The organism is Ruminococcus sp. AF20-12LB (assembly GCF_003478985.1).
Taxonomy (GTDB): domain Bacteria; phylum Bacillota; class Clostridia; order Lachnospirales; family Lachnospiraceae; genus Blautia_A.
Window position 1 is genome coordinate 221,725 of the sequence record NZ_QUGH01000003.1, and the last position, 12,055, is coordinate 233,779.

A 12,055-nucleotide genomic window follows, 5' to 3' on the forward strand; every position below is an offset into this window, starting at 1 on the left:
ATTTTATTTATATGAAAAAACGAGAATCTTTTAACAGCCGCTGGGGATTCATTCTGGCCTGCATCGGGTCTGCGGTTGGAATGGGAAATATCTGGATGTTTCCCACCAGAGTTTCCCTGTATGGAGGGGGATCGTTCCTGATCCCGTATTTTATTTTCGTAGCACTGATCAGCTTTACCGGAGTGATCGGTGAGATGAGCTTTGGCCGTGGGACACGTTCCGGGCCCATTGACGCCTTCGGCATGGCCTGTGAAACCCGCGGAAAGCGAAAGCCTGGCGAACTGCTCGGATGGATCCCTGTGATCGGAGCACTGGCTATGGCTATCGGCTATACAGTTGTTATGGGATGGATCTTCCGATATATGATCGGAGCCTTTACAGGATCTACCCTGGCACCTGCGGATATTGAGTCCTTTGGGTCTCAATTCGGAGGTATGGCCTCTGCCTGGGGAAATAATCTCTGGCAGCTGGCTGCTCTTGTGATCTGCATGTTTATCCTGATGTACGGCGTTGGAAGCGGTATCGAAAAGGCCAACAAGATCATGATGCCTGTTTTCTTTATCCTGTTTGTGATCCTTGGCATCTATGTTGCGTTTCAGCCGGGCTCAAACGCAGGATACCGCTATATCTTCCGCGTGGAGCCGGAAGTTCTGGCCAAGCCTTCCACCTGGATCTTTGCACTGGGGCAGGCATTTTTCTCCCTGTCTGTGGCCGGAAACGGAACCCTGATCTACGGTTCCTATCTTCCGGACAGTGAGGATATCCCGGCTTCTGCTGCAAAAGTGGCTCTTTTTGATACCATTGCCGCCATGCTGGCAGCTCTTGTGATCATTCCGGCCATGGCTACCACAGGTGCCAAGCTTGACCAGGGCGGTCCCGGACTTCTGTTCATCTACCTGCCGCACCTGATCAAAACCATGCCTGGCGGACGGATCATTGCCATCATCTTTTTCGTAGCTGTATTCCTTGCAGGCATGACCTCGCTTATGAACCTTTATGAAGCACCCATTGCCACAGTCCAGGAAAAAACAGGTCTTGGCCGGACTCCTTCCTGCATGGTGATCGCAATGATCGGCGTTGTAGCTTCTCTGCTGATCCAGGGCATTGTTTCTGACTGGATGGATGTGCTTTCCATCTATATCTGTCCTCTCGGCGCAGGACTTGCAGGAATCATGTTCTTCTGGATCTTCGGCCGGAGCTATGTGGAAAATCAGGTCAGCAAAGGACGTGAGAAACCGTTCACGAAATATTTTTATCCGGTGTGTAAATATATTTATGTTCCTGTTTGTTTTCTGGTTCTGATTCTTGGAATTGTACTTGGCGGAATCGGATGATGCGACATCTGTTCTTATAATAAAGAATCCTGCCTGATGTTATCGGAACATCACAGAATATTTTCCTGTAGCATAAAAAAGCCGGGAATGATAGTTCTCTATCATTCCCGATGTATATCAGCAAAATCTGTTCACTTTATGTTTAAAGCGTGAAATAAATGTGAGCAATAAACTCCACTTCAGATTCTTTTTCTGCAGAAAAGGCAAAAAAGACCCGGCAGCTTAACGCCACCAGGTCATCTTTTACAATATTCTTATTTATCTCTCCAGATGATTCTTCCCTTGGAAAGATCATACGGAGAAAGTTCGATCGTTACTTTATCTCCCGGGAGAATACGGATAAAATTCATACGGAGCTTGCCGCTGATATGTGCAAGTACCACATGTTTGTTTTCCAGTTCTACTTTAAACATCGCGTTAGGCAGTTTCTCCAGAACAGTGCCTTCTACTTCGATCACATCTGCTTTTGACATTTTTTACCTCCTATGTCATAACAACAATTGCTGCTTACAGATTCGTAAGCGTCAGAATCTCTGGTTCCCCATCAGTGATGAGAATCGTGTTTTCATAATGGGCGGAAAGTGAACCATCCATGGTTACTACTGTCCACTCATCGTCCAGCCATGCCACGTCCGCACGACCAAGGTTGATCATGGGCTCGACGGCCAGGGTCATTCCCGGAAGGAGCTTGATGCCCCTGCGCTTCTGCGGGAAGTTTGGAATCTGCGGATCCTCATGAAGATGAGTTCCGATTCCATGTCCTACAAGGTCACGTACAATACCGTAACGGTATTTCGCTGCGTGGGCTCCGATGGCTTTGGAAATATCATTTAAATGATTTCCGGCTTTTGCCATTTTCAGTCCTTCAAAAAAGCACTCTCTTGTAACTTTAATGAGCTGCTGTGCTTCTTTGGATACTTCACCTACCGCATAGGTACGTGCTGCGTCAGAATGGTAGCCCTTATAAATCAGGCCGGCGTCGATCTTAACCAGATCCCCGTCCTGGATGATCTTCTCCTCGGATGGAATTCCATGCACAACCTCATCATTCAGGCTGATGCAGAAAGAAGCCGGAAAACCTCCGTAGTTCAGAAAGTTCGGAATACAGCCCATAGACCGGATCATTTCTTCCCCGATCTTATCAATCTCTTTGGTGCTGACACCCGGTTTGATGTAAGGGATCAAACCGTCATGCACCTTCTCAAGAAGATGGCCTGCTTCTCTCATAAGTTCAATTTCATGCTGTGTCTTAATTGTTACGGACATTCTTATTCTCCTAAGATGTCAACGATCTCCTGGAATACCTCATTCAGATCCCTGGTTCCGTCTACCGTCTTCAAAACACCCTGTGTGGTGTAATAGTCAATCAATGGCTGTGTCTGCTCATGATAAACATTCAGACGCTTCTGGACTGTTTCCGGCTTGTCATCTTCACGGAGTACAAGCTTGTCACCACAGGTATCGCATACACCCTCTGTCTTCGGTGCTGCAAATACAACGTGATAAGTTGCACCACATTTCACACATGCACGGCGTCCGCCCATACGTTTCACGATGTTATCATCCGGCACATCCACATCAATCGCATAGTCAATTTTGCTTCCAAGTTTGTTCAGAGCCTCTGTCAGACATTCTGCCTGCGGAATTGTTCTCGGGAAACCATCCAGAACATACCCTTCCCGTGCGTCATCCTGCTGGATTCTGTCAACAACAAGGTCGCAGGTCAGTTCATCCGGAACAAGAAGTCCCTGATCCATGTAAGTTTTTGCTTTGTTTCCAAGCTCGGTACCGTTTTTGATGTTGGCACGGAAAATATCTCCTGTGGAGATGTGCGGAATCCCATATTTCGCCGCAATTTTCTTAGCCTGAGTACCTTTACCTGCCCCTGGTGCACCCAACATAATAATTCTCATAGCATACCCTCCATTTTCCTGTTTTCTGCCTGATTTTCAGACAGTCCTGTTTACAAATCAAGGCTGCGACACTTTCGCACCGCAACCTTCATTTTCAATTAGTTCAGGAAGCCTTTGTAATTACGTACAAGCAGCTGAGATTCCACCTGCTTAACGGTCTCCAGGATAACACCTACGATGATGATGATAGATGTACCGCCGAAGGAAACATCCGCACCGAACACACCGTTGAAGAAGAACGGTATAACGGCCACGATAACAAGACCTACTGCACCTATAAATATAATATAATTCAGGATTTTAGTCAAATAATCTGAAGTCGGTTTTCCCGGACGGATGCCTGGGATAAAACCGCCCTGCTTTTTGATATTATCGGCTACTTCCAACGGATTAAAGGTAATTGATGTATAGAAGTATGCGAAAAATACGCAAAGTACCACATACACGATCAGACCCCAGCTGTACTGGATCTGACTTGGATTACACCAGTTATTAGAGGAAAGTCCTCTTAAGATCTCACTTCCGATGCCCGTTCCGTTTCCTTTGCCAGCGAACTGAGCAATAATCGACGGGAAAGACATGATAGAAGAAGCAAAAATAACCGGGATAACGCCGGCAGTATTTACCTTGAGCGGGATGTTTGTGGACTGACCGCCCATCATTTTACGTCCAACCATCTTTCTGGAATACTGAACCGGAATTCTTCTCTCTGCTCCGTTGAGGATAAGTACGAGCACTACAACAAACAGAATAATCACAGCAATGATGCAGGCTGCAAGCATTCCTTTTGCAATTGTTTTGCCCTTGACGAAGTTCTCATAAAGAAGGGACATATCACTCGGGATCCTGGACACGATATTGATAGTCAGGACGATGGAAATACCATTTCCAATGCCCTTCTCTGTAATACGCTCGCCCAACCACATAAGCATTGCGGAACCCGCCGTTAAACTTGCAACAACTACGACTCCTTTAAGGAAGTTCATGTTCGGGATCATACCCTGACGTCCGAATCCGATTGCCATGGCAACAGACTCAAACAGAGCAAGACCAACCGTTACATAACGTGTGATTGCTGTAAGCTTTTTTCTTCCTTCTTCTCCGTCACGCTGCATCTCTTCCAGTGCCGGAATGGCAATGGTAAGAAGCTGAATGATAATGGAAGAAGTAATGTAAGGTGTGATGTTCAATGCAAAAATTGACATCTGAGTAAAGGAACCGCCGGTGAACGCATCAAAGAAATTGAATGCGTCACCGGTATTAGATTCAAACCACTGCTTAAAGAAGTCACTGTCGACTCCCGGTACAGGAAGCTGGGATCCGATTCTGATCACGAATATCATCCAGATCAGATAGAGAAGCTTTCTTCTCATTTCCTTTACTTTGAAAACACTCTTAAGAGTCTCAAACATTAGATCACCTCTACTGTACCACCAGCAGCTTCAATTTTTGTTTTTGCAGTCTCGCTGACAGCGTTTACTTTAACATTAAGTTTTTTTGTAAGCTCGCCGTTTCCAAGGATCTTAACACCATCACCGATCTTGGAGATTGCACCGCTTGCAAGTAAGCTGTCAACTGTAACCTCTGCGCCATCCTCAAAACGATTGAGAACGTCTACATTGATTGCGATAATTTCTTTAGAGTTTCTGTTAGTGAAGCCTCTCTTAGGAAGACGTCTGTATAAAGGCATCTGACCTCCCTCGAATCCCGGTTTCTTGTGGCCGGAACGAGCAAGCTGTCCTTTATGTCCTTTACCAGCAGTTTTGCCGTTTCCTGAACCATGTCCACGGCCTCTTCTGAAGTTATCGCTATGCTTGGAACCCTCTGCGGGTCTTAAGTTTGATAATTCCATTCTGGCACCTCCTTAATCTTCTACTTTTACCAGGTGCTGCACCTGCTGAATCATTCCTCTGGTTGCAGCGTTGTCTGGCATCTCAACTGTTTTATGCATCTTTGTAAGACCCATAGCTTTTACAGTTTTTTTGTGTTTCGGTACTGCACCGATTGGAGATTTTACCAGTGTAACCTTGATTGTATCTGCCATTTCCATATCCTCCTTAACCCAGAATCTCATCTACAGATTTTCCGCGGAGCTTTGCAACCTCTTCCGGAGTCTTTAACTGGCTCAGGCCTGCGATTGTTGCCAGAACTACGTTCTGTTTATTTCTGGAACCCATACATTTTGTACGGATGTTTTTGATACCTGCAAGCTCGATTACGGCACGTGCCGGGCCACCGGCGATAACTCCAGTACCTTCCGGAGCTCTCTTCAGAAGCATCTCAGCGCTTCCGAATTTTCCGATGAAGTCATGTGTAATGGAATTGTTCTCGTCTCTTGCAACAGTAACAAGCTTCTTCATAGCGTCCTCTTTACCTTTGCGGATCGCCTCCGGAATTTCTGCTGCTTTTCCTAAACCTGCACCAACGTGTCCATTGCCGTCACCTACAACAACTAAAGCTGTGAAACGGAAGTTACGACCACCTTTAACAACCTTGGTAACACGCTTGATTGATACTACTTTATCTTCTAACTCTAACTGACTAGCATCAATAAGATTACGTTTCATGTGTTCTTTTCCTCCTCTTAGAATTTCAGTCCAGCTTCTCTTGCTGCATCTGCCAGTGCTTTAACTTTTCCGTGGTAGATATATCCACCTCTGTCGAAAACAACGCTCTCGATACCAGCCTCAACAGCTTTTTTACCGATCACTGTTCCAACTTTTGCTGCAGCCTGTACATCATCAGTGTTCTCAAGCTCTGCTTTTACGTCCTTCTGGAGAGTAGAAGCGGATACTAAAGTTTTACCAACTGTGTCATCAATAATCTGTGCATAGATGTGCTTGTTGGAACGAAATACTGCCAGACGAGGAGTAGTTGCAGTTCCGTTTAAATGATGACGTAATCTTCTATGCTTCTTTTCGCGAATTTCGCTTCTGGATGCTTTGTTAATCATATTCTCACTCTCCTTAATTATTTCTTACCGGTCTTACCGACTTTACGTCTGATAACTTCGTCAACGTACTTGATTCCCTTGCCCTTGTATGGCTCAGGTCTTCTCTTGTCTCTGATCTCAGCTGCGTACTGGCCAACTTTTTCTTTGCTGATACCAGATACGATGATCTTGTTTCCGTCAACTGTGGACTCAAGACCTTCTGGATCTTCCATCTCTACCGGGTGAGAATATCCGAGGTTAAGTACAAGTTTCTTGCCCTGCTTAGCAGCTCTGTAACCAACACCGTTAACCTCAAGCTCTTTTTTGTATCCTTCGCTTACACCAACAACCATGTTGTGGATAAGGCTTCTTGTTAAGCCGTGAAGGGCTTTGATTCTCTTTAAGTCGTTCGGTCTTGTTACAACTACATGACCGTCTTCAACTTTAATCTCTAACTCTGTCGGGAGTGCTCTCTCAAGTGTTCCCTTAGGTCCTTTTACTGTTACAACGTTTCCATCTGCGACTGTAACCTCAACGCCAGCTGGAATTGCAACCGGAAGTCTTCCGATTCGTGACATAAATTTGTCCTCCTTACTTAGATTGTCGGAGAGGGCCCATGCCCTCTCTGTTTTCAGTTTAAAAGCTATATGACTGCTTCGTTAAGCGGCTTTGGCCTACCAAACGAATGCAAGTACCTCGCCACCAACCTGAAGCTTACGAGCCTCTTTGTCAGTGATAACGCCTTTGTTTGTGGAAAGGATTGCGATACCAAGTCCACCAAGAACCTTCGGAAGCTCATCCTTGCCTGCGTATACACGAAGACCTGGTTTGGAGATTCTCTTAAGTCCTGTGATGATCTTCTGGTTTTTGTCCTCACCATATTTCAGTGTGATGTGAAGAGTTTTAACAACTCCATCCTCAACCAGATCATATTTTGCGATGTATCCCTCATCTACAAGGATGTTTGCGATAGCAATTTTCATCTTGGATGCCGGTACGTCTACAGTGTCATGTTTTGCAGTATTTGCGTTACGGATTCTTGTAAGCATATCTGCGATCGGATCGCTCATTGTCATGTAAGTTTCCTCCTCTTTCTTCAGACTTTACATGTCGTGTGAATATTATTTAAATGATTAAAAAGTTGCTTTCGCCTCGGCCTACCAGGAAGCTTTCTTAACACCCGGGATCTGACCTTTGTATGCCAGCTCACGGAAGCAGATTCTGCAAATTCCGTATTTTCTCAGGTATGCATGTGGACGGCCACAGATTCTGCAGCGAGTATACTCTCTTGTGGAGAATTTAGCTTTACGCTGCTGTTTAATTTTCATTGCTGTCTTAGCCATGAATCTTTTCCTCCTATTTAGCAAATGGCATGTTGAATAATGTCAGTAATTCGCGTGCCTCTTCATCTGTTTTAGCAGTTGTAACGAAGATAACGTCCATTCCTCTTACTTTATCAACCTTATCGTACTCAACCTCTGGGAAGATCAGCTGCTCTTTGATACCAAGAGCATAGTTTCCTCTGCCGTCGAATGCGTTCGGGTTAACACCACGGAAGTCACGTACACGTGGAAGAGCAAGGTTGATAAGACGATCAGCGAACTCATACATCTTCTCGCCTCTCAGAGTAACTTTACATCCGATTGGCATACCCTCTCTGATTTTGAAGTTAGCGACAGACTTTTTAGCTTTTGTAGCGATTGCTTTCTGTCCTGTAACAAGTTCCATATCTGCGATTGCAGCGTCAAGAAGTTTAGCGTTCTCTTTTGCCTCGCCAACACCCATGTTAACAACGATTTTCTCGAGTTTTGGCACTTCCATTACGTTTTTGTATCCGAATTTCTTGGTCATGGCATCCATGATCTCGTTCTTGTAAAGATCTTTTAATCTACTCACCTTTATATGCCTCCTCTCTTAATTAATCGATTGTCTTTCCTGTTGCTTTGGCAACACGAACTTTTTTGTCTCCATCCATCTTGAATCCAACTCTTGTAGCTTTTCCGTCTACAACGAGCATTACGTTGGAGATATGAAGCGGAGCTTCTTTTGTCACGATTCCACCGTTCTGATTAGCTGCGGACGGTTTAGCGTGCTTTGTAACCATGTTTACGTTCTCAACAACTACTGTGTTGTCTTTTACGTTAACTGCAAGAACCTTTCCGTCCTTACCTTTATCTTTTCCAGCGATTACCTTTACAGTATCACCTTTTTTAATTTTCATAGCTGACATTCGGCACCCTCCTATAATACTTCCGGAGCTAAGGAAACGATCTTCATGAATTTCTTCTCACGAAGCTCTCTGGCAACTGGTCCAAAGATACGTGTTCCTCTCGGAGTTAAGTCATCCTTGATAATTACGGCAGCATTTTCATCGAAACGGATGTAAGATCCGTCTTTACGACGAGCGCCTTTTTTAGTTCTAACAACTACAGCTTTAACAACGTCACCTTTTTTAACAACGCCGCCTGGTGTTGCATCTTTAACCGTAGCAACGATTGTGTCACCGATGTTTGCATATCTTCTTGTAGAGCCGCCCATAACACGAATACAAAGGATTTCTTTTGCACCAGTGTTGTCGGCAACTTTCAGTCTACTTTCCTGCTGAATCATACTGGTTTCCTCCTTATTTAGCTTTCTCTACGATCTCAACCAGTCTCCATCTCTTGTCCTTGGACAGCGGTCTGGTCTCCATTACCTTAACGGTATCTCCGATGTTGCACTCATTGTTCTCATCATGAGCTTTTAATTTATATGTTCTCTTCACGATTTTTTTGTAAAGAGGATGTTTTACATGGTCTTCAATTGCAACTACGATGGTCTTATCCATTTTGTCGCTGACAACCTTACCCACGCGGGTTTTTCTCAGATTTCTTTCCACGATTATGTCCTCCTGTCCTATTTGGAAGCGTTTGCCTGCTCAGTGATTACTGTCTGGATTCTGGCAATATTTTTACGAACCTCTTTGATTCGTCCTGTATTGTCTAACTGGTTTGTTGCATTCTGAAATCTCAGATTGAAAAGCTCTTTTTTAGCAGCTACTAATTCTTCATTCAGTTCTGCAACTGACTTTGCTTTTAAATCTTCCACGAACTTATTAATTTTCACTGTTATCACCGCCTTCTAAGTCTGCACGAGAAACGATTTTACATTTACATGGTAACTTGTGCATTGCAAGACGTAATGCTTCACGGGCAACCTCTTCGGACACGCCTGCAATCTCAAACATAACACGACCTGGTTTTACTACTGCTACCCAGTACTCCAGAGCGCCTTTTCCGGAACCCATTCGAGTCTCAGCTGGTTTAGCTGTTACCGGTTTATCCGGGAAAATCTTAATCCAAACTTTACCGCCACGTTTGATGTAACGGGTCATAGCAACACGGGCTGCCTCGATCTGATTAGATCTGATCCAGCATGGCTCAGTAGCAACAAGACCGAAATCACCATAGTTGATAACATTACCTCTAAGGGCTTTTCCTCTCATGGAGCCACGGAATTGTTTACGACGTTTTACTCTTTTTGGCATTAACATTATTTATCGCTCCCTTCCTTAGTTCCTTTTGTCGGAAGAATCTCACCATTGTAGATCCATGCCTTAACACCAACTTTACCGTATGTGGTGTCTGCTTCCGCAAAGCCATAATCGATATCTGCACGAAGTGTCTGAAGCGGGATTGTTCCCTCGCTGTAGAACTCTGTACGAGCCATATCAGCTCCGCCGAGACGTCCGGATACGGAAGTCTTGATTCCCTTAGCGCCAGCCTTCATTGTTCTCTGCATTGTGGACTTCATAGCACGTCTGAAAGAAATACGGTTCTCAAGCTGAAGAGCAATGTTCTCAGCAACCAGCTGTGCATCTTTGTCCGGTCTCTTAACTTCTTTGATGTCAACGATAAGCTTCTTGTCTGTGTATTTCTGAAGCTCAGCTTTAACTTTCTCGATCTCTGCGCCGCCCTTACCGATTACGATACCAGGTTTTGCTGTGTAGATGATGATCTTAACTCTGTCAGATGCTCTCTCGATCTCGATCTTGGAAACACCTGCGCTGTATAATTTCTTTTTAAGGAATGTTCTGATGTTGTAGTCTTCTACCAGGTAGTCAGCAAACTTGTCTTCTGCATACCATCTGGAATCCCAATCCTTGATAACTCCGACTCTAAGGCCATGCGGATTAACTTTCTGTCCCATGCTTTTCCTCCTTACCTTTCATCAAGCACAACTGTGATATGGCTAGTTCTCTTCTCGATTCTGTAAGCTCTACCCTGTGCTCTCGGCTGAATTCTCTTCATTGTAGGTCCCTTATCTGCATAGCATGCTGCAACATAAAGGTTGTCTGCGTTCATTCCGTTGTTGTTCTCAGCGTTTGCTACTGCTGACTCAAGCAGTTTTTTGATCACGCTGGAAGCGTATCTCGGATTGTATGTCAGGATACCAAGTGCTGTCTGTACATCTTTGCCACGGATCGCATCTAATACGTAGCAGGCTTTCTGAACAGAAATTCTTGCATAAGATAACTTTGCAGACGGCCTTGTCTCTCTATTATTCTCATTTCTGGCTCTCTTTATCTGGCTTCTATGTCCTTTTGCCATCTTAAAGTGCCTCCTTTCTTAAATTCGATATCTAAGTTATCTGCCAGCTGTCTTAAATTGACAGCAGGCAGTTATAAATCTGATGACTAGCGTACTCCGGACTTCTTCTCGTCTTTTCCGTGTCCTCTGTAAGTTCTTGTTGCAACGAACTCACCAAGTTTGTGTCCTACCATATCCTCTGTGATATATACCGGCACATGTTTTCTTCCGTCATGAACAGCGATTGTGTGTCCTACGAAAGACGGGAAGATTGTGGAACGGCGAGACCAAGTTTTGATTACGGATTTATCATTTGCAGCATTAAGAGCGTCTACTTTTTTAAGTAAGCTCTGGTCTGCAAAAGGTCCTTTTTTCAGTGAACGAGACATGCTTTCTCCTCCTTATTATTTCGATAATGCTTTTCCATCGCGTCTTCTTACGATGTACTTGTTGGACTGTTTGTTTTTCTTTCTGGTCTTCAGGCCGAGAGCAGGTTTGCCCCACGGTGTACAAGGACCTGGGCGTCCGATACCGGTCTTACCTTCACCACCACCATGTGGATGGTCATTCGGGTTCATTACGGAACCACGAACTGTAGGTCTGATACCCATGTTACGTTTACGTCCGGCTTTACCGATGTTAATAAGGTTGTGATCTCCGTTTCCGATTACACCAACAGTTGCGCGGCATACGATCGGAACCATTCTCATCTCACCGGAAGGAAGACGAAGTGTTGCGTACTTTCCTTCTTTAGCCATGAGCTGTGCGCCGTTTCCTGCAGAACGAACCATCTGTCCGCCTTTTCCAGGATGAAGCTCAATGTTGTGAACCATAGTACCAACCGGGATAAGCTCCAGTGGGAGGCAGTTTCCAACACGAACCTCAGCTTCCGGACCATTGTAAACCTTCTGGCCTACTTTAAGTCCCTCTGGAGCGAGGATGTAAGCTTTCTCGCCATCTGCGTAGCAGATCAGAGCGATGTTAGCTGTTCTGTTCGGATCGTACTCGATTGTTTTAACTGTTGCAGGGATTCCATCTTTTCTTCTCTTGAAGTCGATGATTCTGTATTTTCTTCTGCTTCCGCCACCCTGATGTCTTACAGTGATCTTACCCTGATTGTTACGTCCAGCGTTCTTCTTAAGGGAAGTAACGAGGGATTTCTCTGGTTTTGCAGCTGTAATCTCAGAGAAGTCGGAACCAGTCATATGTCTTCTTGACGGTGTATATGGGTTATAGCTTTTGATTCCCATGATGTTTCTCCTTTCGAATTTGTTCTCGTGCTTTCGTGCACATATTCGCGATAATCAG

General features: G+C 44.8%; 22 protein-coding genes. 1 reads left to right on the top strand and 21 read right to left on the bottom strand.

Annotated features, from left to right (window positions below):
- Window positions 1-11: 11 nt before the first annotated feature.
- Window positions 12-1,334 (top strand): sodium-dependent transporter, encoded by a 1,323-nt coding sequence (locus DWX61_RS05400; RefSeq protein WP_118624185.1) that lies wholly within the window; start codon window positions 12-14, stop codon window positions 1,332-1,334.
- A gap of 254 nt (window positions 1,335-1,588) precedes the next feature.
- On the opposite strand, the gene infA is transcribed toward DWX61_RS05400, so the two are convergent.
- The 21 genes from infA to rplB form a co-directional block, all read right to left on the bottom strand.
- Window positions 1,589-1,807 carry a translation initiation factor IF-1 gene (gene infA, locus DWX61_RS05405; protein ID WP_005428560.1) on the bottom strand — a complete coding sequence of 73 codons (219 nt, stop codon included), beginning with the start codon at window positions 1,805-1,807 and terminating at the stop codon, window positions 1,589-1,591.
- Window positions 1,808-1,841: 34 nt separating this feature from the next.
- A complete protein-coding gene (map, locus tag DWX61_RS05410; RefSeq protein ID WP_015526936.1) occupies window positions 1,842-2,600 on the bottom strand; it encodes a type I methionyl aminopeptidase in 759 nt (252 codons plus the stop codon).
- A gap of 2 nt (window positions 2,601-2,602) precedes the next feature.
- Complete coding sequence (locus DWX61_RS05415; protein ID WP_118624187.1) at window positions 2,603-3,247, bottom strand: adenylate kinase; 645 nt, start codon at window positions 3,245-3,247, stop codon at window positions 2,603-2,605.
- A gap of 98 nt (window positions 3,248-3,345) precedes the next feature.
- Complete coding sequence (gene secY, locus DWX61_RS05420) at window positions 3,346-4,659, bottom strand: preprotein translocase subunit SecY (protein ID WP_118513011.1); 1,314 nt, start codon at window positions 4,657-4,659, stop codon at window positions 3,346-3,348.
- Window positions 4,659-5,099: a 50S ribosomal protein L15 gene (gene rplO / locus DWX61_RS05425; RefSeq protein ID WP_015526933.1), complete on the bottom strand. Its 441-nt coding sequence runs from the start codon at window positions 5,097-5,099 to the stop codon at window positions 4,659-4,661. Before rplO ends, secY begins: the two co-directional genes overlap by 1 nt.
- Before the next feature lie 12 nt (window positions 5,100-5,111).
- Entirely contained in the window at window positions 5,112-5,291 is a 180-nt protein-coding gene (gene rpmD, locus DWX61_RS05430; protein WP_015526932.1) for a 50S ribosomal protein L30, read from the bottom strand.
- A 13-nt stretch (window positions 5,292-5,304) separates the two neighbouring features.
- Entirely contained in the window at window positions 5,305-5,814 is a 510-nt protein-coding gene (gene rpsE / locus DWX61_RS05435) for a 30S ribosomal protein S5 (RefSeq protein WP_015526931.1), read from the bottom strand.
- Window positions 5,815-5,831: 17 nt separating this feature from the next.
- Entirely contained in the window at window positions 5,832-6,200 is a 369-nt protein-coding gene (gene rplR, locus DWX61_RS05440) for a 50S ribosomal protein L18 (protein WP_015526930.1), read from the bottom strand.
- Window positions 6,201-6,217: 17 nt separating this feature from the next.
- Window positions 6,218-6,757, bottom strand: coding sequence for a 50S ribosomal protein L6 (gene rplF / locus DWX61_RS05445; RefSeq protein WP_015526929.1), 540 nt, complete (start codon window positions 6,755-6,757; stop codon window positions 6,218-6,220).
- Between the two features lie 96 nt (window positions 6,758-6,853).
- Window positions 6,854-7,255 carry a 30S ribosomal protein S8 gene (gene rpsH, locus DWX61_RS05450; protein ID WP_015526928.1) on the bottom strand — a complete coding sequence of 134 codons (402 nt, stop codon included), beginning with the start codon at window positions 7,253-7,255 and terminating at the stop codon, window positions 6,854-6,856.
- A gap of 81 nt (window positions 7,256-7,336) precedes the next feature.
- The gene (locus DWX61_RS05455) at window positions 7,337-7,522 is read right to left on the bottom strand and encodes a type Z 30S ribosomal protein S14 (RefSeq protein ID WP_015526927.1); all 186 of its coding nucleotides are present in this window, start codon (window positions 7,520-7,522) and stop codon (window positions 7,337-7,339) included.
- 13 nt (window positions 7,523-7,535) lie between these two features.
- On the bottom strand, window positions 7,536-8,075 hold the full coding sequence (gene rplE, locus DWX61_RS05460) for a 50S ribosomal protein L5 (RefSeq protein WP_021650765.1): 540 nt from the start codon (window positions 8,073-8,075) through the stop codon (window positions 7,536-7,538).
- Window positions 8,076-8,097: 22 nt separating this feature from the next.
- Window positions 8,098-8,409: a 50S ribosomal protein L24 gene (gene rplX, locus DWX61_RS05465; protein WP_021650764.1), complete on the bottom strand. Its 312-nt coding sequence runs from the start codon at window positions 8,407-8,409 to the stop codon at window positions 8,098-8,100.
- A gap of 11 nt (window positions 8,410-8,420) precedes the next feature.
- Window positions 8,421-8,789, bottom strand: a complete 369-nt coding sequence (rplN, locus tag DWX61_RS05470; protein WP_118513008.1) for a 50S ribosomal protein L14 — start codon at window positions 8,787-8,789, stop codon at window positions 8,421-8,423.
- A gap of 13 nt (window positions 8,790-8,802) precedes the next feature.
- Window positions 8,803-9,060, bottom strand: a complete 258-nt coding sequence (gene rpsQ, locus DWX61_RS05475; protein ID WP_173762681.1) for a 30S ribosomal protein S17 — start codon at window positions 9,058-9,060, stop codon at window positions 8,803-8,805.
- 14 nt (window positions 9,061-9,074) lie between these two features.
- Window positions 9,075-9,284: a 50S ribosomal protein L29 gene (gene rpmC / locus DWX61_RS05480; protein ID WP_021650762.1), complete on the bottom strand. Its 210-nt coding sequence runs from the start codon at window positions 9,282-9,284 to the stop codon at window positions 9,075-9,077.
- Window positions 9,274-9,711, bottom strand: coding sequence for a 50S ribosomal protein L16 (gene rplP / locus DWX61_RS05485; RefSeq protein ID WP_015526924.1), 438 nt, complete (start codon window positions 9,709-9,711; stop codon window positions 9,274-9,276). The genes rpmC and rplP overlap by 11 nt, the downstream gene beginning before the upstream one ends.
- Window positions 9,711-10,367 carry a 30S ribosomal protein S3 gene (gene rpsC, locus DWX61_RS05490; protein ID WP_015526923.1) on the bottom strand — a complete coding sequence of 219 codons (657 nt, stop codon included), beginning with the start codon at window positions 10,365-10,367 and terminating at the stop codon, window positions 9,711-9,713. Before rpsC ends, rplP begins: the two co-directional genes overlap by 1 nt.
- A gap of 11 nt (window positions 10,368-10,378) precedes the next feature.
- The gene (gene rplV / locus DWX61_RS05495; RefSeq protein ID WP_015526922.1) at window positions 10,379-10,768 is read right to left on the bottom strand and encodes a 50S ribosomal protein L22; all 390 of its coding nucleotides are present in this window, start codon (window positions 10,766-10,768) and stop codon (window positions 10,379-10,381) included.
- Between the two features lie 86 nt (window positions 10,769-10,854).
- On the bottom strand, window positions 10,855-11,136 hold the full coding sequence (gene rpsS / locus DWX61_RS05500; protein WP_015526921.1) for a 30S ribosomal protein S19: 282 nt from the start codon (window positions 11,134-11,136) through the stop codon (window positions 10,855-10,857).
- 15 nt (window positions 11,137-11,151) lie between these two features.
- Window positions 11,152-11,997 carry a 50S ribosomal protein L2 gene (gene rplB / locus DWX61_RS05505; RefSeq protein ID WP_015526920.1) on the bottom strand — a complete coding sequence of 282 codons (846 nt, stop codon included), beginning with the start codon at window positions 11,995-11,997 and terminating at the stop codon, window positions 11,152-11,154.
- Window positions 11,998-12,055: the final 58 nt, after the last annotated feature.